Origin of the sequence: Rothia gullae, from assembly GCF_024294905.1 — a bacterium.
Lineage (GTDB): Bacteria > Actinomycetota > Actinomycetes > Actinomycetales > Micrococcaceae > Rothia.
The window spans coordinates 1-19,347 of record NZ_JANCOC010000009.1 but is presented as its reverse complement, the minus strand read 5'-3'; the positions used below and the strand labels follow the sequence as shown (position 1 = coordinate 19,347).

Sequence of the window (19,347 nt, the reverse complement as noted above, 5' to 3'; positions counted from 1 at the left end):
CCCCGCGGCGCTTTTGTCGCGCCCCCGGGGGTTTGGGCCCGCAAACCGCTCGGCCCAAAACCCCTCATTTTTGCCCCCCCCCCGTGGGGGCTCCCGGGGGGGGCGAACTATCATTAAGCGTGAAATACACGCGGAGGTCAGCTCACCACAAGAGCCGAATCTCCCACACTACGTAAAGGGGAACACGTGCTGCCTCAACGGCACCGTATGCGCACCAGCGCTGAATTCTCCCACGCCTTCCGTTCCGGCATCCGTACAGGACGTCGGAACATCGTTGTATCTACGGCGAAAAATCCTGGAAAAACAACCCATGTAGGTTTCATTGTGTCGAAGGCGGTGGGCAACGCAGTCACACGCAATCTGGTCAAGCGCCGGTTGCGTGAACTTGCCGCGCTCACCTGCGCCTCGCATCCGGAAGGCTACGCCATTGCTGTGCGAGCACTTCCCGCCTCCGCGAGCGCCAGCTGGGATCAGCTACGCCGCGACTACGAATCGGCGCTCGAGATCGCGTTCGCTAAGCTCGACCTGCCTCAGAGCAAGGAGAAGCTGTGAGTCATTCCCAGCGTGACCGCTGTGAAGAACGCTTCCACGCGCATCACAGCGGCACTTATAGCGCCTCTGCCGAGACTCTGGGCCCCGACGAGCTACTGGCACTAGCACCTAACGAATTTGTGAGGCCTGAAACTTTCCTGCAGGCTCTCTACGTTCTACCGCAGAACCTGCTGATCGCGTGCATGAAGGCCTACCGCAAGGTCATCTCCCCCCTCTACGGGGATGTGTGCCGCTACTACCCGACCTGCTCAGCCTACGCTCTGGAGGCGCTGACCACCCACGGTGTGATGGGCGGGCTTTCCCTGACGGTGCGCCGTATTCTGCGGTGTGTTCCCTGGGCGACCGGAGGTATCGACCCAGTGCCGGAGGGGAAGCGTGCTTTCGCTCCCGGAGCAGAACCGAAAATTATTCTGCTCAACCACCCCCATCTTTACACCCCTTACACCGGTGGTGACGCCCGCCCTGAGTAGGCGGCGCCTCCCACACAATGACTTAGCCGAGTCCTTAAGGAGTATTCCCGCGTGAATATTTTTGATTTAATTCTTTGGCCGTTTAAATGGATCGTCTCAGTGGTCCTGTGGCTGTTCCACACTCTTTTCACCTCGCTGGGCATGGACCCGGCTTCCGGTCTGACTTGGGTTCTGTGCATTATCTTCCTGACCCTGGTGATGCGTACCCTGACCATTCCGCTGTTCGTCAAGCAGATTAAGGCGATGCGCGGTATGGCCGCGATGCAAGGCGATATGGCGAAGCTGCAGGAGAAGTACAAGGGCAAAAAGGACCAGCTCTCCCGCCAGGCTATGGCTCAGGAGCAGATGGAAATGTACCGTAAGCACGGTACGAACCCCTTCGCGTCCTGCCTGCCGATTCTGGCTCAGATGCCGATTTTCTTCGGTCTGTACCAGGTGCTGATGGGCGTTCCTACCGCGGCGCAGAGTAACGAGAGCGTGCTCATGCTACCGGCTGATCTGGTGCACCAGTTCAACGACTCGCAGATTTTTGGTGCGCAGCTGTTCGCAACCACGCTGCACCCGGGCGCTGGCGATACTACCGCGACCGTTGTTCAGGCGGTCATCATGATTGTTCTAATGAGTGCGACCCAGTTCTACATTCAGAAGCAGTTGAGCGTGAAGAACATGTCGGAGGCGGCTCTGAACTCTCCGATGTTCCGTCAGCAGCAGATGATCATGTACATCTTCCCGATCATCTTCGCTGTTTCCGGTATTAACTTCCCGCTGGGTGTTATGTACTACTGGACCGTGTCGAACCTTTGGTCGCTGGGCCAGCAGTGGTGGGTTATCCGCAATAACCCGACCCCCGGTTCTCAGGCGGAGCGTGAGCTGAACGCTCGCCGTGCTGCGAAGGGCCTGCCTCCGATTGGTAAGACCCGTGAGCAGCACGAGAAGGACCTGCAGGAGGCTCGTGAGCGTGCCGCTGCGGGTCAGCGTCAGCAGCCGGTTGGTAAGAAGCGCCAGAAGCAGCAACGCAATAAGCAGAACGGAAAGAAGTAGTTTTCTTCCGTGATTCGGGCCGGGTTCTCGCCACGTGTGGCGCGGGCCCGGCGCCGTGTATGAGATACTTTTTACCCCTAGGACACCCCTCCGAACACCCCGAGGATTATTGTGACTGAAGCTATGGAATATGAGGACGAGCGGCTCGTTGAGGAGCAGCTGGTAGAGGAGCCCTTTGAGGGCGAAGAAGACGATTTTGAGGACATCGACGAGGAAGGCGATATTGCCGCTGACTACCTCGAAGAGCTCCTCGATATTGTCGATATGGACGGCGACATTGATATTGAGGTGCGCAATAACCGCATCTACCTGTCGGTTGTTAATGACGATGATGACAATGAGGAACTGCGCCACCTGGTTGGTCGCCACGGCGAGGTTCTGGAGGCCCTGCAGGAGCTGGTGCGCCTCTCCGTCCTGGCGGGTAACGGCACCCGTTCCCGCCTGATCCTGGACATTGCTGGCTACCGTGCTGAGCGTCGTGAGCATCTGGAGAAGATTGCTGCCGACGCGATTGAGAAGGTGCGCACTACCGGTCGTAATGAGCACATGAAGCCGCTGAGCCCGTACGAGCGTAAGGTCGTGCACGATGTGGTGGCTGCTGCTGGCTTGTACAGCGAGTCTGAGGGTGAGGGTCCTCGCCGTCACGTGGTGATTTCTCTTCCCGAGGTAGGAGTCTAGTATGGAGACTTCGATGGTTGCTCTCAGCGAGAGCGAGCGTGCCGCAGCGGAGGCTGTGTTCGGTGAGCGTCTGCCTTTGGCGGAGCGCTACGTGCAGCACTTGGCGACGACCGGTATTGAGCGTGGCCTGATCGGCCCGCGTGAGGTTCCGCGTCTGTGGGCTCGCCACGTGCTGAACTGTGCCGTGGTGCAGGAATACATTGCGCCGAACGCGTCGGTTGCGGATGTTGGTTCTGGTGCCGGCCTGCCCGGTCTGTGCCTGGCGATTGCCCGCCCGGATTTGAAGCTGACTCTGATTGAACCTCTGGAGCGCCGCGTGATTTGGCTGAATGAGGTTGTTGAGGATTTGGGTCTGGAGAACGTGACCGTGCTGCGCTCGCGTGCCGAGCAGGCTGTGGGTGCTGTTGAGGCTGATGTAGTGACTGCGCGTGCTGTGTCCGCCCTGGTGGGCCTGCTGGACATTACTCTGCCGATTCTGCGTGGCACCGGTGAGCTGCTGGCTCTGAAGGGTCGTAGTGCCGCGGAGGAGATTACTAAGGCAAAGAAGAAGCTGAACCGCTACGGTGCGCGTGAGACTGAGATTCTCACCGCCGGCGGTGACCTGCTGGAAGAGCCGACGACGGTGGTTCGAGTTCGCCTCTAAAGGTTTCGTCTCAAATAGGCGGTACCGCAATGAGCTAGTGAATAGGCTGGCTTACGTGGTACCGCCCATTTTTTGTATGCTGGCTTGCCGGGTGTACGCGGCAATTGTATCTGTAGAGTACATAGAATGATGTCTCGCGTGGAGTATTGACCTGATGCCGGGTACCCTTAAGTGAAGGATTGAAACCTTAGACTCTTCTACATCAAAGCCTGATAGTTCACCAGGGGACCTTGAGTCCTTCAAAACCAGTCAGACAGTACCAATGTTTCACGTGAAACATTGCAGACTTCATCACCTCACTGAGTACATTTCACGTGAAACATGCTGAGATGAGTGAACGGTGGGGGAATGGAGGTTGAATCCTCCTCGCACACGAATACCGCAGAGTATTGCCGCACGCGAGGCATCATAAGAAACATCACCGTAGACACACCACCCGGAATATGGAAGGCACCCGATGACTCCTCAAGCTCAGAAATCTGCCGCAGATTCGCTCCCCAAGCCTGTGCATACGCGTGTCTTCACCGTGTCGAACCAGAAGGGCGGTGTGGGTAAAACCAGCACCGCCGTGAACCTCGCGGCCGCGCTCGCGGAGGGTGGACTGAACGTCCTGGTTATCGATAATGACCCTCAGGGTAACGCCTCGACCGCACTGGGCATTGAGCACGGTGTGGATGTTCCCAGTGTCTACAACGTCCTGATTGAGGATAAGCCGCTTTCTGAAATTGTTCAGGAATGCCCCGATATGCCCGGCCTGTTCTGTGCCCCCGCCAATATCGACCTTGCGGGCGCGGAGATTGAACTGGTCTCCCTGGTGGCACGCGAGACTCGCCTCAAGAATGCTCTGATGGACTACACTGAATGGCGTGATAAGCAGGGCATGGAGCGACTGGACTATGTCTTTATCGACTGCCCGCCGAGCCTCGGTCTGCTGACCGTCAACGCCTTCGTTGCGGCAGAAGAGATTCTGATTCCGATCCAGTGCGAGTACTACGCTCTGGAAGGCCTGAGTCAGCTGCTGAAGAATATTCAGATGATTCAGAAGCACCTGAACTCCAAGTTGCGCATCAGCACAATCCTCCTGACCATGTACGATGCTCGTACCAACCTGGCATTCCAGGTGGCAGAGGAAGTGCGCGAGCACTTCCCGGAGGAGACTCTGGGGGGCAAGATTCCTCGTTCGGTTCGTATCTCTGAAGCTCCCAGCTATCAGCAGACCGTCATCACCTACGATTCTTCGTCGACTGGCGCTCGCGCCTACCGCGAGGCGGCACAGGAGCTCTCGCGCCGATCCGCATAATCTAAATCTTTTGAAATGAGCCCTTTTGGATTGTCTATTGATGATCCAAAAGGGCTCATTGTGTGTGGTATTTTCTGGGATAAACACGAGAAAACAGCCTTAGAGAATTAATTATTGGTAATAATTCGGAGTATGTGCAGTGCAGTTTTCACTCCTGCTTTCGGGTGCTTATTTCGTTTACACTAGATGAAGAAGAAAAAATGAGCGGGCTCATCCGGGAGTCCTAAGGAGTAACGATGGCTGAAAAGCGACGCGGCTTGGGTCGTGGCCTGGGGGCACTGATCCCTCAGAGTACGAAGAATTCTGGTAATGCTGAGGCGAAGGCATCCGAAAAGACTGCTGCTGTAAAGACTGCACCCAAGAAGGTGTCCACTCCGATTGAAGAGCCCATGACCGACGGTCTCTTCGAAATGGCTCACGAGGCTAAGCCTGCTGAAGATGAAAAGGTAGAGGAGAAGGTGGAAGCTCCCGCCTCCTCGCAGGATGTTTCACGTGAAACATCGAAGAAGAAGTCTCGTGTGGATATGGGTGCGGCACTGCGCAACACCACCCTGACTCGCCGCCCGGTGGACTTCTTCTTTGGTGAAGATGTCTCCATCCCGCAGTCCGCTTCTGAGGAACAGAGTCGCCTGGTCCCGGTTCCTGGTGCCCAGTTTGCTGAGCTGAACGTTCGCGATATCCACCCGAACCGCAAGCAGCCCCGAACCGATTTTGATGAGCAGGATATGGAAGAGCTTATCCACTCGGTTCGTGAGGTTGGTGTCCTGCAGCCGATCGTTGTGCGTCCCTCGCGCGAAAACGGCGCCGAAAAGTATGAGTTGGTCATGGGCGAGCGCCGCTGGCGTGCAACCCAGGCAGCTGGCCTGAGCACCATCCCGGCGATTGTTCGTGAGACTGAAGACGGTGATCTGCTCCGCGACGCCCTGCTGGAGAACCTGCACCGCAGCCAGCTGAACCCCATAGAAGAGGCGGCGGCATACCAGCAGCTCATGGAGGAGTTCGACACTACTCAGGAGCAGCTGGCTAAGCGTATTGGTCGTTCTCGCTCCCAGATTTCGAACACGATTCGTCTGCTGAAGCTGCCGGCTCTGGTGCAGCGTCGCGTTGCGGCAGGTATTCTCTCCGCGGGTCACGCGCGTGCCCTGCTGGCTCTGATGGACCAGGCTCAGATTGAGACTCTTGCGCAGAAGATTGTGAATGAGGGGCTGTCGGTTCGCGCAACTGAGGAGCTGGTGAACCATACATCCGGCGTTGCGGAGGTGAAGGAGCGCAAGGCTCCTCAGCCTCAGAAGCACCGTGAGCGCCTGGATTATATTGCGGAGGCTTTTGCTGACAAGCTCGATACTTCGGTGAAGATTTCACTGGGTGCCCGCAAGGGTAAGATGACCATCGAGTTCGCGAATGTTGAGGATTTGAACCGTATTATCCGTGTTTTGGATTCTGATTTCTCGGGCTAAATTTTCACATAAAAAATATTTAGCAACTGAAATAAGTTGTATATACAAAAACCCTTGGTGATGTTTCACGTGAAACATCACCAAGGGTTTTTCTCTAACTTCTCGAAAGATTAGTCCAGGTGCTCGGAGAACTCGGCCAGTAGAGCGGACTTCGTCTTAGCGCCTACGGTCTTCTTGACGACCTCGCCACCCTTGAAAAGGTAGATGGCGGGAATAGAGGTGATGCCGTACTTCATGGCGGTATCGCCGCTTGCTTCAACATCCACCTTGACCACGTCGACCTGACCGGCGTACTCGCCAGCAATCTCGTCAATCACGGGGCCAACCATACGGCAGGGGCCGCACCATTCAGCCCAGAAGTCCACGATAACGGGCTTGTCGTTCTTCAGAACCAGTTCGTCAAAAGTGGCATCAGTTGCCTGCTGTGCACTGCTCACGGAGTGCTCCTTTCTGACACGGGGCGGATTCCCCTGCGAGTAATACAAATAGTTTAGAGGTTTTCGAGGTAGTGCTGCGCGTCCAGAGCGGCAACAGCACCGGAACCAGCGGCAATAATTGCCTGGCGGTAGGTCGGGTCAATCACGTCACCGGCAGCGAAAACACCGGGAACGGAAGTCTTCGAAGAACGACCCTGAACCGCGATGGTGTGGTTCTCGGTAATCTCCAGCTGGTCACGTACCAGTTCCACGCGAGGATCGGAGCCAATAGCGATGAACAGGCCCTGAACAGCCATCTGACGCTCAGAACCGTCCTTGGTGCTGGTCAGGGTGATTGACTCGAGGTTGCTCTCGCCGTGAACGGCGGTGACAGCCGAATCCCATACAACCTCAATCTTCGGGTTGTTGAATGCGCGGGTCTGCATGATTTCCGAAGCGCGGAAAGAATCGCGGCGGTGCACCAGGTACACCTTGGATGCGAAGGTCGTCAGGAACAACGCCTCCTCCAGTGCGGAGTCGCCGCCGCCGACCACTGCGATTTCCTTGTCCTTGAAGAAGAAGCCATCGCATGTTGCGCACCAGGAGACGCCGTAACCGGAGAGTCGGTCTTCGCCCTCGATGTTGAGCTTACGGACCTGAGAACCGGTGGTCATGATGACGGTCTTCGCCAGGTGAACGGCACCGTCTGCGGTGTAGACCTTCTTCACGTCGCCGGTGAGTTCGACCTTTTCTACGTCCTGGTAGCGGATGTCTGCCCCGAAACGCTCGGCCTGCTGGCCGATATTTTCCATCAGCTCGGGGCCCTGGATACCCTGAATGAAGCCGGGGAAGTTCTCCACCTCGGTGGTGTTCATGAGGGAGCCGCCGGGTGCCAGGGAGCTGGCGAAGAGGACGGGCTTCAGTTCGGCGCGTGCCGCGTAGATTGCAGCGGTGTAGCCAGCGGGGCCGGAGCCCACAATAATGACGTTGTGGACGGTTGTGTCGACCTCAACCTCGGCAGCCGGTGCCGATTCGGTGGTGGGTGCGGACGCGAGGGTCAGATTGCCCAGGGCGGCGCCTCCGAAGAGGCCTCCCAGATTCTCAGTCATCGGATATGTCTTTCCGTTGTAGGTCTTTCGTTCTGCCCCTATAACAGGGCTTTATCCTCGATTATTCCATTTTGGGGGACCCTTATCCAGATACTCCGCGCACTGTGAATCTTTGAGTAGCTACCCTGCCATAAAGAGTCATAAATGGACATCAAAAAGGGCGGGGCTCCCGAACCCGTTGAGTTCAGAAGCCCCGCCCTTATGTCTGGGGTGTGAGTGCTTTGTCAGCGTCGCGTTATGGGTTGATTAGTCCACCTTGATTTCGTTGATGCGCAGACCGTAACTCCAACTTCCAATCGGCAGGGAGAGGCGGGGCAGCTCGTTGACCACGATGATTACGTAAGCGCCCTTTTCTGCGCTCTGCTTGGAGGTGTCCAAGGTGACGACTGCGTCCTTGCCTTCGAAGGCGCCCTTGCCTACCTCAACAGCACCGTTCAGGGATGCGGAGCTGTTGGTGTAGACGGTGAAGGAGCCGCCGGTGCCGGTGTTCTGCTGGATGGTCAGCTTGGAGACGACGGTGGGGGTCTGCAGGTTCAGTGCCAGACCGAATTCCTTGATGGTGCCGGCGTAGTTGGCGGTGCCGAAGCCGTAGCTAATCCATGCGGTGTTGGCATTACCGTCGGTCAGGTTCGGGATAAGGGCGTCCATGTCGTTCATGAACGTGGTGTTCGAGGGTGCGAAGCGGGCCACGGACGCGATCTTAGCCGGTGCGTTCGACGCCTTAGCGGTCGGGGGTGTCGATGCGCTGACGTTTGCCCCAGCTGATTCGGAGGCGGAGATAGAGGACTTGGGGGTGTTCGGTGCGGCTGCCTGGTTGGAGCCGATTGCGCCCAGGGAGGTGAGGATACCGCCTGCGACGATGACGAGCAGCAGGACTGCTGCCAGGGCGACTGCCCAAGTGCCGCGACTGCCGTCTTCTTCGTCTTCTTCTTCGTCATCTTCGTAGATGCTGGTGGGTTCGGAGTATGCGGTGACGGCTGAGCTGTCGGATGCGTTCCAGTTCTTGGCGGCGGTGATGCTCTCCTGGTTGGCGCTGGAAGCAGAGACCTTCTCGTAGGTGTTGGGGGAGCTGCTGCTTTCGGAGTCGCCGAAGATTTCGGTGCCCAGCGCGTCTTCTGCGTTGGAGAGTGCGTGGTTTTCGACCAGTAGGGTGTCCAGCAGGGTGTCGGGGTGGGTGTGGGAGGTGACGAGGTAGCGGTTGCCTTCGGGGGTGATGCCCAGGTCGAGAATCTGGATGTTGCCGCGTGCGTTGGTTGCGAGCGCGCGGGAGTTTACTTCCAGCAGTGCGCTGCGGCTGGGCGATGCGACGACGACCGAGACCTTACGGTTGAGAATCTGATCGGTGCCTTCAAGCACCATATCGGATTCTGCCGTAATGATGATGTGTGCGGTGATCTCGTAGCGGCCTCCGAGGACCGATCCGACCGGAATCTGTTGCGACAACGTGTTCTCCCGAGGTGGTTTCATGGTGCCTGCCGTATGGCGGGCCCTGACTATTAGATTCTACCCGGCATTGAAGGATGCTGGGGCTGAGTGATAGTTTGTGGTGTCCGGGTGGCTGCCTGTGTCCTCTGCTGGCTCCGGTGGATGCACGCGCAGCTACCCGGGTTGGGCGTTGTGTACTGCTTTAGCGGCGGGCGAAACGCTCAAGTTTGGAGGTGAGGGGTGCCAGTAGTGCGTTGGCTTCCTTGACGCGGAAGATTTGTATACCGGCGAGGTATGCCAGGCCCATGACGGTGCCGCATACGGCGAGGGTGATGATTGCGGTGAGCTTGGATGCCCAGGCGAATCCGTCGAGCTGGTAGCCGCCGAGCATCCAGAGTGCGATGGCTGCGATGCCGCCGGCGAAGAGGGATGCGAGGGTGGTGCGGGCGTAGGCGCTGACGATGCCGCGCTGGCCGTAGTAGCCGAGGCGGCGGCGGACCATGTGGTGGCTGATGAGCATGATCAGGATGTTGTGTACCGGGTAGATGAAGGCGAGCATGTACACGGTGTACTGTGCGTCGAGCAGGGATGCTGCGAAGCTCATGATGACCATGATGATGGCGGAGTACACCTGGATGCGGAAGGGGGTGCGCGCGTCTTCGCGGGCGTAGAGCACGCGGCTGTAGAGGTAGTTGATGGTGAGGGTGGGGGTGCCGAGCGCGGTGATGACGATGAGCTTGGCGATGATGGTTGCTGCGATAGGGTCGCCGCCGCTGAAGAGTACGGCGACGGGGCCTGCGAGTACCATGAGCGCGACCATGCAGAAGACGGTGGCTACGGCTGCGTTGCGCAGACCGTGGGAGAGTGCGTAGATGACGCTGTCGCTGTCGTCGGCGATGGCGGAGGCGCTCATGCGGTTGAAGAGCACGGTGGCGATGGAGATGCCGATGACGCCGTGCGGGAGCATGTACAGCATCGAGGCGTAGTTGAGTGCCTGCAGGCCGGGGATTTGTATGCCGAGGGTGGCGTAATGTTCGCGCTGGCCGACGATGCCTGCGGCGACCTTGGTCATGTAGAGGAACGCGAGGTTGGAGATGATGCCGGAGGCAAGGGTCCAGGCGGCGAGCTTGGAGGCTGCGCGCAGGCCGATGCCTCGCCATGCGAAGTCGGGCTTGAGGCGCAGGCCGAGCTTGCGTAGGGGGATGAACAGGATGAGTGCCTGCATGATGACGCCGAAGGTGGAGGAGCCAGCGAGCACGAGGGTCTGTGCGTTGGTCCAGGTGTCTACGGTGTGAATCGGGTTGGGGTTGGGGGTTTGTGCGCCGAAGAGGAAGATGAACAGGATCAGCGACAGGATGGTGATGACGTTGTTGAGTACGGGCGACCACATGTAGGCGCCGAATGCGTCTTTGGCGTTGAGGACCTGTCCGATGACGGTGTAGAGGCCGTAGAAGAAGATTTGGGGTAGGCACCAGAGGGAGAAGATGAAGCCGAGCTGCCGTTGTTCGGGGCTCCATCCTGAGCCCATGATGCTGATGATGGGCCAGGCGCAGGCGACGGTGATGAGGGTGATGAGGCCGATTGCGGTGACGGTGAGGGTGACGAGTTTGGAGATGTATTGTGCGCCGCCGTCTTGTGCTTTGGCGGCTTTGATGATTTGCGGTACGAGGACTGCGTTGAAGACGCCGCCTGCTACGAGGACGTAGATGAGGTTGGGTAGGGTGTTGGCGGTTTCGAAGACGTCGCCGACGGTTGAGAGTGAGCCGATGGCTACGGTGAGCAGGATGGTCTTGACGAATCCGAGGATGCGCGAGACGAGGGTGCCTGCTGCCATGATTGCGCTTGAGCGGGCGTCGTTACGTGCCACGTATGTCTCTCCTGTGTCGGCGGGTGATTGCTTCTTTTAGTTTTTGGGCTCTACAGCAGGTGTTTAGAGCTGGGTGGTGATGTATTCGCGCGCGCTGCGGGCTATGTGTTGTTCGTTGGCGAATGAGAGGCGGGTGGGGAGCTCTTCGAGGGGGACCCAGGCGACGTCGATTGCTTCGTGGTCGGGGTCGTTGTCGATGCTGAGTTCGCCGCCGGTTGCTGCGAAGAGGTAGTGGTGTACGGTTTTGTGGATGCGCGTGCCGTTGGAGGTGAACCAGTAGGCGATGGTGCCGAGGGAGGCTACGGGGTAGCCGGTGATTCCGGTTTCTTCGCTGATTTCGCGTTGTGCGGCTTCGACGGTGGTTTCGCCGTGTTCGATATGGCCTTTGGGTAGGCACCATTCGCGTTGTCCGTTGCGGTTGATGCGGGCGATGATGGCCACGGGTAGCTGTTCGGGCCGGTCGAAGTTGATGATGAGCCCGCCTGCGGAGACTTCTTCGGGGGCGGGTACCGCTCGCGCGGGCGCGGTGAAGCGCGTTTTGGGGGCGCGGGGTACGGGAATGCTCATGGTTCTACCTTAACCGATAGGCTGAGGTTTTGGTGCCTCGGTTTGGGGTGAGATAGCTGTCTTTGGTGGGGTGTTGTGGGTGTGGGGTGGGCGCGTGGGTGGTTTTTCTGGCACGATTAAAGGATTATGTCGCTGATTATTGATGTTGTGTCGAAGTACCCGGATGCCGCCGAGCTGGGAGAACTGTACCGTGCGGCGGGTTTTGAGCTGTACTTGGTGGGCGGTATTGTCCGCGATAATCTGCGGGTTGAGGACGGTCTCTTCACCGATTTTGATTTGACGACGGATGCTACTCCGGAGCAGAGCGAGCAGATTCTGCGTGGATGGGGTGAGCATACGTGGGATATCGGCAAGGAGTACGGCACGATTAGTGCGCGTAAGAATGGCGTAGTGTATGAGGTGACCACGTACCGTGCTGAGGTGTATGTTTCGGATTCGCGTAAGCCGACGGTTGAGTTCGGCACGGATTTGAGCGCTGATTTGGTGCGTCGTGATTTCACGATTAATGCGATGGCGGCGGCTCTGCCCAGTGGTGAGGTTGTTGACTTGTTTGGTGGCGTTGAGGATTTGCGTGCGGGTGTTTTGCGTACTCCGCGCTCGCCGGAGGAGTCTTTTTCTGAGGACCCGCTGCGTATGATGCGGGCGGCTCGTTTTGCTGCGCGTTTTAATCTTGAGGTTGCCCCGGAGGTTTTCGAGGCGATGCGTGAGATGGCTGGCCGTATTGAGATTATTTCGGCTGAGCGTGTGCGTGATGAGTTGGTGAAGCTGATTGAGGCGGATTATCCGCGGGTGGGTTTGAACCTGCTGGTGGATACGGGTCTGGCGGATTATGTGTTGCCGGAGCTTCCTGCGTTGCGTATGGAGATGGATCCTGCGCATCACCATAAGGATGTGTATGCGCATTCGTTGAAGGTGATGGAGCAGGCGATGGAGAAGGAGACGGGCGAGGATGGCCCGTGTCCGGCTCCTGATTTTATTCTGCGTTTTGCAGCGTTGATGCACGATATTGGTAAGCCGAAGACTCGTAAGTTTGAGAAGGACGGCTCCGTCTCGTTCCTGCACCATGAGGTGGTGGGCGCGAAGATGGTAAAGAAGCGTATGCGTGCGCTGCGTTTTGATAATGACACGATTAAGGCTGTGGCTCGTCTGGTGGAGCTGCATATGCGGTTCTATGGTTACCGTGAATCGGGTTGGACTGATTCTGCGGTGCGCCGTTATGTGCGTGATGCGGGTGATCAGTTGGAGCGTCTGCATCGTGTGTCGCGTTCTGATGTGACGACTCGTAATCGTCGTTTGTCGCGTTCGCTGGCTGAGGCGTATGACGATTTGGAGCGTCGTATTGCTGAGTTGGCTGCTCAGGAGGAGCTGGATTCTATTCGTCCGGATCTGGATGGCGGTCAGATTATGCAGATTCTTGGTATTGCGCCGGGCCCGGTGGTGGGTGAGGCGTATACGTTTTTGTTGAATGTGCGTCTGGATGAGGGTTCGCTTCCTGAGGAGGATGCGAAGGCTCGTCTGGTGCAGTGGTGGGAGCAGCGTCGGGAGGCGTAGCTTCTGCGGTTTTTGGTACCGCATCGCATGGTTGAGGTCACGCGCTGCGGTACTGTTCTATCTGCTTTTTCTCGTGTATTGTTAAGAAATCTATGCGTGTTCCCCGCCCGGTGTGTTTCACGTGTAGGGCACAATGAATCTCCTGCTATGGAAATCCCATAGCCGTTTAGCCCAAAGGAGGGGTTTAATCATGCGTGCATATGAACTGATGGTTATCCTCAGCCCCGAGGTTGAGGACCGTGCGGTTGAGCCGTCGCTGTCCAAGTTCCTCGAGATCGTGACCAACGAGGGTGGTTCCGTCGACAACGTCGACATCTGGGGCCGTCGTCGCCTGGCATACGAGATCCAGAAGAAGTCTGAGGGTATCTACGCAGTGGTGAACTTCACCTCTACCCCCGAGACCGCAGCTGAGCTCGATCGTGTTCTGAACCTGAACGAGTCCGTCATGCGTACCAAGATCATCCGCCCGGAGGATCAGAAGATCTCCAGCAAGTAGTTGTTTCTTTCCGGTCGGCTGACCCCCTAAAAATGTCAGGGGGTTGCGCTGTACTGGATTCAACATACTTGTAACTCTTATCGAGGAGGCATCAAATGGCAGGCGATACCGTTATTACCGTTATTGGTAATCTGACTGGCGATCCGGAGCTTCGTTACACCCCTGCGGGTGCGGCGGTTGCTAATTTCACGATCGCATCGACTCCGCGTACTTTTAACCGCCAGACTAACCAGTGGGAGGATGGGGAGACCCTGTTCCTGCGTGCGTCGGTGTGGCGTGGTTACGCTGAGAATGTTGCAGAGACTCTGAAGAAGGGTACTCAGGTTATCGCGCAGGGCCGTCTGAAGTCTCGCTCGTACGAGACCAAGGAAGGCGAGCGTCGTACTTCGTTTGAGCTTGAGGTCGAGGAGATCGGCCCGACTCTGCGTTTTGCTACTGCTCAGGTGACTCGCGCACAGCGTTCTGCCGGAGGTAATAACTTCGGTGGCGGTGCGCAGGGTGGCTTTGGCGGTGGCGCTGGGTACAACGCTGCTGCTCAGGGCGGTTTCTCCGCTCCTCAGCAGAACAATTTTGCTGTTGCTCAGGGTAATGGTTACTCTGGCCAGTCTGGCTACTCCGCTCCGGCTGCTCCGGCGGCCCCGGCAGCTCCTGCTGCTGATCCGTGGAGTTCTCAGTCTGGTGGTAACTATGACTGGGGTAGCGGCGCCGACGACGAACCTCCGTTCTAAGCCGGTTTCGTTTTCCGAATAGTAATTTATCAATCCATCCCGCGGTTATCCGCCGCGGGCTCCCAACTCTAAGGAGCACCACGATGGCTAAGGCTGAAATCCGTAAGCCCAAACCCAAGCAGAACCCCCTCAAGGCTGCTGACGTCACCGTTATCGACTACAAGGACGTCGCACTTCTGCGCAAGTTCATCTCCGACCGCGGCAAGATCCGCGCTCGCCGCGTGACTGGCGTGACCGTTCAGGAGCAGCGCAAGATCGCTCAGGCTATTAAGAACGCCCGCGAAGTTGCACTGCTGCCCTACTCCGGCGCTGGCCGCTAAAGAGAAGGAGAGACAGTAACATGGCTAAGATCATTCTGACTCAGGAAGTTTCCGGCCTCGGTGCAGCTGGCGATGTTGTCACCGTTAAGGACGGTTACGCACGTAACTACCTGCTGCCCCGCGGCTTCGCCGTGACCTGGACCCAGGGTGGCGAGAAGCAGGTTGAGTCCATCCGCGCCGCTCGTGCGGCTCGTGCTAAGGCTTCTCTGGAAGAGGCTCAGGCAATTGCTGCGTCCCTGGCTACTAAGCCGGTTGTCGTTGCACACAAGGCTGGCGCTGACGGCCGCCTGTTTGGTACCGTCAAGGCTGAGGCTATTGCTGAGGCTATTGAGGCTGCTGGCATTGGCTCCGTTGACAAGCGCACCATCCACCTGGGTTCCGCTATCAAGCGTACCGGTGAGTACAAGGTGACTGTCCGCCTGCACGCTGACGTTGTTGCTAACGTTGTCCTGGACGTCGTTGCTGCTGCGTAAGTAGATTTTTAGATATTTGACGCTGGTGCTTTGATGCCGCGGTGTTGAGTGTCGGACGGGGTGTCCCTCTTCGTGAGGGGCGCCCCGTTTGTTGTATTCGCTCCTGTACATGTTTCACGTGAAACATTGTTTTTGGAGGCTGAGAATATGTGTTGTGCTACAGAAGGATTGGTGGTTAGAGCGGTTGCGACTGCGAAGTACGCCAATTGACCCCGTAGACTGGTAGACATGGCTCGATCTTTTTCACGTTTGTCTTCTAGTGCGCAGCTTCTGTCCACGGGTGTGGTGTTGGAGTGCGTCAATTTGTTGCTGTGCGCTCTAGCGGTTATCCCATTTGCGGACGCTAATGTCGCTACTGCTCTTTTGCTTCTTTTGTTGGTGGTTGGCGGCCTTGCGTCCAGTATTGCGCTGGTGTGCGCGCTGGTGGGTCTGGTGAAGTTCCGTCAGTACCGCATGGCTAATATTTGCTTGGCGGTTATTTCTGTAGTGGTTAACCCGTTGGTGCTGCTGGGTCTGTATATGGCGGCTTATTAGTCCGGTTTAGAGTCCGCAAACTGCACAATATCAAAGCTCTCAGGGTTCTGTTAGTTTTCTCCCAGCTTGTTTCCAGCGAAATTCAATCCTCCCATAAGGTTGGGGGTGTTTACTATAAGTGTTGGTTCGAGAGGACTGCGATGTGAATGTGTGTGTTTCGTGTAGCGGGGTCGCCCGCTAGCGAAAGAAGGATGGCAAGGCAAAAGCGCCTTGCCATCCTTCTTTTAACGCGACTTCTAGTTTCCGCGTGAAATCCGGGGCGCTGAACCCCGATTTTGAAGAAAAATCTATTCCCAGCTTTCTTACAGCTTTAACCTACAGGGAATAAAGGTTTACGCATAATACTTTATATATATGGTTCGAGAGGGCCATCAGAAAGTTGGACTTTCCTTGCGGAAGTTGCTCTGATTTTCGTATGTATGTGTGTGTGATGAGACTGGGGTTGGATTGAGAGGTCCAGCTCCAGTTTCTGTTTAATCTCTAGGGTGTGTAGCAAGGGTGGCTGTAGTGGTGTTGCGGCATGCTGTAATAAAGAGCAACCATACTTCTATATAACGTCATATTTCCTTTCTTGGGGTGGCGGGTCTAGAATTAGTAAAGATAAATTTTGCATATTAAATACAAGTATTGAGGAGTTGTCTTCCGTGTCTAAGACCCCTTCCGTTCCCGGTACCGACCGCCCCGCCGAAAAGGCGGCAGGTCACTGGCTGCTGGCTCAGCTGGGCAAGAAGGTTCTGCGCCCCGGCGGCCGCGAGACCACCAACTGGCTGCTGGCTCGGGCTCTGGGCGGCGACATTGACGTCGTGGAGTTTGCCCCGGGCCTGGGTATTACCGCACTGGAGATTGTGAAGCGTTCCCCCAAGAGCTACACCGGTGTGGATCTTGATCCCAATGCTGCTGAAATCGTGACCGAGCGTATTGGCGCATCGACTAAGCCGAACTACCGTGTGGTGAACGCTAGCGCTCAGGAAACCGGTCTGCCTTCGGAAAGCTACGACGCCGTGGTGGGTGAGGCGATGCTGACCATGCAGACCGATAAGCACAAGCTGGAGATTATGCGTGAGGCGGCTCGTCTGCTGCGTCCGGGCGGCTACTACGCTATTCATGAGATGTCGCTAGTCCCTGATTACCTGCGCCCCGAGCTGAAGGAAGAGATTCAGAAGGATTTGGCGCGTACTATCCGTGTGAACGCCCGCCCGCTGACTGTTGCCGAGTGGACTGCTCTGGCGGAAGAGGCTGGTTTTGAGGTGCTGGATGTGTACCAGACCGATATGGCTCTGTTGGAGCCGAAGCGTCTGCTGGCTGATGAGGGTGCCGCTGGCGTTGCGAAGATTGCGTTTAACCTGGTGCGTAAGCCGCAGATTCGTGAGCGTGTGCTGGGTATGCGCGGTGTGTTCCGCCGTCACGCGGACCATATTGGCGCTATCGGTCTGATTCTGCGTAAGAAGTAAGACAGACTCACACCGCAAAGCTTATATAGCGAAACGGAGCCTTAGTATTCCCCCGTATACGGGGGAATACTAAGGCTCCGTTTTACACTGGTGAGGTTATGAGCCGTATTCTTTTCTCTTCCGAAAGCTTTAATATGGGTGAAACCACGCGCTGCATTGAGATAGTGCGTGTGCTACGGTAACGCCCTGCTCTTTACGAAGAATGATGTGTGCCGCGGCAATGGGCGCGATATTCTGGATCGTCTGCTCAGCGATGAGGGCATGCGCGCTAGGGCGCGGCAGCTGGGTGAGGCAATGCGTACTATGGATGGCGCGGCGCTCGCCGTTGAGAAGATGGAGGATTATCTGCGCGCTCCCCGTTAGGTGTATATGGGTTTCGCGTGTGCCTTCGTGAGAAACTAGCATAGGAGTTCTGCAGAAATTGTTTCTGGAACGTCGTAGATATCGGATTGAAACGCGAGGATAAGCATGTCTGAAACTGCTATTGATTATGGTTCCCGCACTATGCCTCATGATGATGTGGCTGAGCAGTCGGTGCTCGGTGGCATGCTGCTGTCGAAGGACGCTATTGCGGATGTGGTTGAGAGCCTGCGTGCGTCTGATTTCTATAAGCCGGCGCACGAGACGATTTATGAGGCAATTCTTTCTCTTTACGGTCACGGTAGCCCTGCGGATGCGATTACGGTTGCTGATGAGCTGAAGAAGCGCGGCGAGCTGACTCGTGTGGGTGGCGCGTCCTATATTCATACGCTGATTGCGTCGGTTCCGACTGCTGCTAACGCTCAGTATTACGCTGAGATTGTTAAGGAGCACGCGATTATGCGCCGCCTGATTGAAGCGGGTACGAAGATTGCTCAGCTGGGTTACGCCAATGAGACTGAGGTTGATACTTTGGTCGATCAGGCGCAGGCTGAGATTTATGCGGTGACTGATGGTAATGCGAAGGAAGATTATGTGTCTTTCTCTGAGGCGTTGGAGGAGACCATCAATGAGATTGATGCGAACTCGAACCGCCCCGATGGCGTGTACGGTGTGCCGACTGACTTTATTGAGTTTGATGAGCTGACCGGTGGTCTGCACGGTGGTCAGATGATTGTTATTGCGGCTCGTCCGGGTGTGGGTAAGTCGACTTTGGCTCTGGATATTGCTCGTTCTGCGTCTATTCATCATCAGATGACGACTGTGTTTTTCTCGCTGGAGATGAGTCGTACTGAGTTGGCGATGCGTATTCTCTCTGCGGAGGGCAAGATTTCGATGGGTCGTTTGAAGAAGGGTGACCTGGATACTGAGGGCTGGACGAACCTGGCGACTCTGCAGGGTCGTATTGATTCTGCGCCTCTCTTTATTGATGATTCGCCGAATATGACTCTGATGGAGATTCGCGCGAAGTGCCGTCGCCTCAAGCAGCGTAATGATTTGAAGCTTGTGGTGCTGGATTACCTGCAGCTGATGAGTTCGGGTAAGAAGGTTGAGTCGCGTCAGCAGGAGGTTTCGGAGTTCTCTCGTAGCCTGAAGCTGTTGGCTAAGGAGCTGGATGTTCCGGTGATTGCGCTGTCTCAGTTGAACCGTGGTTCGGAGCAGCGTACTGATAAGCGTCCGATGGTTTCGGATCTGCGTGAGTCGGGTTCTATTGAGCAGGATGCTGATATGGTGATTCTGTTGCATCGTGAGGATATGTATAACCCGGATAGTGAGCGTGTGGGTGAGGCGGACATGATTATTGCTAAGCACCGTGGTGGTCCGACTCGTACTATCCCGTTGGCGTTTAGCGGTAAGTACTCGCGCTTCAACAATATGGCGAATGAGGCACCTCCCCAGTACTAACCAGCTCAGCACTAAGCGTTTCAGTACTAAGCTTTCAGCACTCTGTAGCTGTACCCCTCTTCTTCTGTTCCTTTTGGGATGGAAGGGGAGGGGCTTTCTGTACCTATAGGTATGGGCGCCCAGGTGTAGGGTATGGGAATCGGGGGCTGCGGAGGGGTGCTAGAGGGCATTCTGCGAGGGTTTGAGTGGTTTCTTCTGCGTTTATAAGGTTTTTTGGAAGTTTTTTAAAGATTTTTTAGCACCCATAAAAAGCACTGACTAGGTATTTTGGTACCTGGAAGGGTGTTTGAAACCTATTCGAGGCCTTATTTGTGGTCTACTTCACCCTATTTCGGGTTGCGGGGGTGTTTGGGGGTCTGTATAGTTGTATGAGTCGCCGCGGCGAGGAGGAAAAACGAAGAACTTCTTCGGTGTTTCTCCTAGTCAGAAGCGGTTGACTGGCTTT

General features: G+C 56.5%; 21 protein-coding genes. 16 read left to right on the top strand and 5 right to left on the bottom strand.

Going from position 1 to position 19,347, the window contains the following annotated elements; genetic code table 11:
* Positions 1-186: 186 nt before the first annotated feature.
* From rnpA to NML54_RS06355, 7 genes are all read left to right on the top strand, one after another.
* Positions 187-552 (top strand): ribonuclease P protein component, encoded by a 366-nt coding sequence (rnpA, locus tag NML54_RS06385; RefSeq protein WP_254756766.1) that lies wholly within the window; start codon positions 187-189, stop codon positions 550-552.
* Positions 549-1,022, top strand: a complete 474-nt coding sequence (gene yidD, locus NML54_RS06380) for a membrane protein insertion efficiency factor YidD (RefSeq protein WP_254756764.1) — start codon at positions 549-551, stop codon at positions 1,020-1,022. Before rnpA ends, yidD begins: the two co-directional genes overlap by 4 nt.
* Positions 1,023-1,073: 51 nt before the next feature.
* On the top strand, positions 1,074-2,063 hold the full coding sequence (gene yidC / locus NML54_RS06375; protein ID WP_254756762.1) for a membrane protein insertase YidC: 990 nt from the start codon (positions 1,074-1,076) through the stop codon (positions 2,061-2,063).
* A gap of 111 nt (positions 2,064-2,174) precedes the next feature.
* Positions 2,175-2,741 carry a Jag family protein gene (locus NML54_RS06370; protein ID WP_254756760.1) on the top strand — a complete coding sequence of 189 codons (567 nt, stop codon included), beginning with the start codon at positions 2,175-2,177 and terminating at the stop codon, positions 2,739-2,741.
* Position 2,742: 1 nt separating this feature from the next.
* Complete coding sequence (gene rsmG / locus NML54_RS06365) at positions 2,743-3,384, top strand: 16S rRNA (guanine(527)-N(7))-methyltransferase RsmG (RefSeq protein ID WP_371925795.1); 642 nt, start codon at positions 2,743-2,745, stop codon at positions 3,382-3,384.
* Between the two features lie 457 nt (positions 3,385-3,841).
* On the top strand, positions 3,842-4,684 hold the full coding sequence (locus NML54_RS06360; RefSeq protein ID WP_254756758.1) for a ParA family protein: 843 nt from the start codon (positions 3,842-3,844) through the stop codon (positions 4,682-4,684).
* Positions 4,685-4,920: 236 nt separating this feature from the next.
* A complete protein-coding gene (locus NML54_RS06355; protein ID WP_254756756.1) occupies positions 4,921-6,141 on the top strand; it encodes a ParB/RepB/Spo0J family partition protein in 1,221 nt (406 codons plus the stop codon).
* 110 nt (positions 6,142-6,251) lie between these two features.
* Here the strand turns inward: NML54_RS06355 and trxA are convergent, their stop codons facing one another.
* From trxA to NML54_RS06330, 5 genes are all read right to left on the bottom strand, one after another.
* A complete protein-coding gene (trxA, locus tag NML54_RS06350; RefSeq protein WP_254756754.1) occupies positions 6,252-6,578 on the bottom strand; it encodes a thioredoxin in 327 nt (108 codons plus the stop codon).
* Between the two features lie 53 nt (positions 6,579-6,631).
* The gene (gene trxB, locus NML54_RS06345; protein WP_254756752.1) at positions 6,632-7,666 is read right to left on the bottom strand and encodes a thioredoxin-disulfide reductase; all 1,035 of its coding nucleotides are present in this window, start codon (positions 7,664-7,666) and stop codon (positions 6,632-6,634) included.
* A 246-nt stretch (positions 7,667-7,912) separates the two neighbouring features.
* Positions 7,913-9,109: a serine/threonine protein kinase gene (locus NML54_RS06340; RefSeq protein ID WP_254756750.1), complete on the bottom strand. Its 1,197-nt coding sequence runs from the start codon at positions 9,107-9,109 to the stop codon at positions 7,913-7,915.
* Positions 9,110-9,293: 184 nt separating this feature from the next.
* Positions 9,294-10,958: a murein biosynthesis integral membrane protein MurJ gene (murJ, locus tag NML54_RS06335; protein ID WP_254756747.1), complete on the bottom strand. Its 1,665-nt coding sequence runs from the start codon at positions 10,956-10,958 to the stop codon at positions 9,294-9,296.
* Positions 10,959-11,021: 63 nt separating this feature from the next.
* On the bottom strand, positions 11,022-11,525 hold the full coding sequence (locus NML54_RS06330) for an NUDIX hydrolase (RefSeq protein WP_254756745.1): 504 nt from the start codon (positions 11,523-11,525) through the stop codon (positions 11,022-11,024).
* A gap of 126 nt (positions 11,526-11,651) precedes the next feature.
* Here NML54_RS06330 and NML54_RS06325 point away from each other — a divergent pair, with 126 nt between their 5' ends.
* The 9 genes from NML54_RS06325 to dnaB all read left to right on the top strand — a co-directional run bounded on the left by NML54_RS06325 (position 11,652) and on the right by dnaB (position 18,902).
* On the top strand, positions 11,652-13,076 hold the full coding sequence (locus tag NML54_RS06325; protein ID WP_254756743.1) for a CCA tRNA nucleotidyltransferase: 1,425 nt from the start codon (positions 11,652-11,654) through the stop codon (positions 13,074-13,076).
* Positions 13,077-13,266: 190 nt separating this feature from the next.
* Positions 13,267-13,572, top strand: coding sequence for a 30S ribosomal protein S6 (rpsF, locus tag NML54_RS06320; protein WP_005504056.1), 306 nt, complete (start codon positions 13,267-13,269; stop codon positions 13,570-13,572).
* 95 nt (positions 13,573-13,667) lie between these two features.
* Positions 13,668-14,300 carry a single-stranded DNA-binding protein gene (locus tag NML54_RS06315; RefSeq protein WP_254756741.1) on the top strand — a complete coding sequence of 211 codons (633 nt, stop codon included), beginning with the start codon at positions 13,668-13,670 and terminating at the stop codon, positions 14,298-14,300.
* Positions 14,301-14,383: 83 nt separating this feature from the next.
* Positions 14,384-14,620 (top strand): 30S ribosomal protein S18, encoded by a 237-nt coding sequence (gene rpsR / locus NML54_RS06310; protein WP_004005948.1) that lies wholly within the window; start codon positions 14,384-14,386, stop codon positions 14,618-14,620.
* Between the two features lie 20 nt (positions 14,621-14,640).
* Positions 14,641-15,093 (top strand): 50S ribosomal protein L9, encoded by a 453-nt coding sequence (gene rplI / locus NML54_RS06305; RefSeq protein WP_254756739.1) that lies wholly within the window; start codon positions 14,641-14,643, stop codon positions 15,091-15,093.
* Positions 15,094-15,321: 228 nt separating this feature from the next.
* Positions 15,322-15,627 carry a hypothetical protein gene (locus tag NML54_RS06300; RefSeq protein ID WP_254756737.1) on the top strand — a complete coding sequence of 102 codons (306 nt, stop codon included), beginning with the start codon at positions 15,322-15,324 and terminating at the stop codon, positions 15,625-15,627.
* Between the two features lie 644 nt (positions 15,628-16,271).
* Positions 16,272-17,078: a class I SAM-dependent methyltransferase gene (locus tag NML54_RS06295; protein ID WP_254756735.1), complete on the top strand. Its 807-nt coding sequence runs from the start codon at positions 16,272-16,274 to the stop codon at positions 17,076-17,078.
* Positions 17,079-17,246: 168 nt separating this feature from the next.
* Positions 17,247-17,441, top strand: coding sequence for a hypothetical protein (locus NML54_RS06290; protein ID WP_254756733.1), 195 nt, complete (start codon positions 17,247-17,249; stop codon positions 17,439-17,441).
* 105 nt (positions 17,442-17,546) lie between these two features.
* Positions 17,547-18,902, top strand: coding sequence for a replicative DNA helicase (gene dnaB / locus NML54_RS06285; protein ID WP_070674133.1), 1,356 nt, complete (start codon positions 17,547-17,549; stop codon positions 18,900-18,902).
* Positions 18,903-19,347 lie beyond the last annotated feature (445 nt).

What these genes read in the sequence shown, in the direction of transcription:
- rsmG (WP_371925795.1), top strand. Translation starts at nt 2,743, where the DNA reads ATGGAGACTTCGATGGTTGCTCTCAGCGAGAGCGAGCGTGCCGCAGCG.
- NML54_RS06360 (WP_254756758.1), top strand. Translation starts at nt 3,842, where the DNA reads ATGACTCCTCAAGCTCAGAAATCTGCCGCAGATTCGCTCCCCAAGCCT.
- NML54_RS06355 (WP_254756756.1), top strand. Translation starts at nt 4,921, where the DNA reads ATGGCTGAAAAGCGACGCGGCTTGGGTCGTGGCCTGGGGGCACTGATC.
- trxB (WP_254756752.1), bottom strand. Translation starts at nt 7,666, where the DNA reads ATGACTGAGAATCTGGGAGGCCTCTTCGGAGGCGCCGCCCTGGGCAAT.
- NML54_RS06330 (WP_254756745.1), bottom strand. Translation starts at nt 11,525, where the DNA reads ATGAGCATTCCCGTACCCCGCGCCCCCAAAACGCGCTTCACCGCGCCC.
- NML54_RS06325 (WP_254756743.1), top strand. Translation starts at nt 11,652, where the DNA reads ATGTCGCTGATTATTGATGTTGTGTCGAAGTACCCGGATGCCGCCGAG.
- rpsF (WP_005504056.1), top strand. Translation starts at nt 13,267, where the DNA reads ATGCGTGCATATGAACTGATGGTTATCCTCAGCCCCGAGGTTGAGGAC.
- NML54_RS06315 (WP_254756741.1), top strand. Translation starts at nt 13,668, where the DNA reads ATGGCAGGCGATACCGTTATTACCGTTATTGGTAATCTGACTGGCGAT.
- rpsR (WP_004005948.1), top strand. Translation starts at nt 14,384, where the DNA reads ATGGCTAAGGCTGAAATCCGTAAGCCCAAACCCAAGCAGAACCCCCTC.
- rplI (WP_254756739.1), top strand. Translation starts at nt 14,641, where the DNA reads ATGGCTAAGATCATTCTGACTCAGGAAGTTTCCGGCCTCGGTGCAGCT.
- NML54_RS06300 (WP_254756737.1), top strand. Translation starts at nt 15,322, where the DNA reads ATGGCTCGATCTTTTTCACGTTTGTCTTCTAGTGCGCAGCTTCTGTCC.
- dnaB (WP_070674133.1), top strand. Translation starts at nt 17,547, where the DNA reads ATGTCTGAAACTGCTATTGATTATGGTTCCCGCACTATGCCTCATGAT.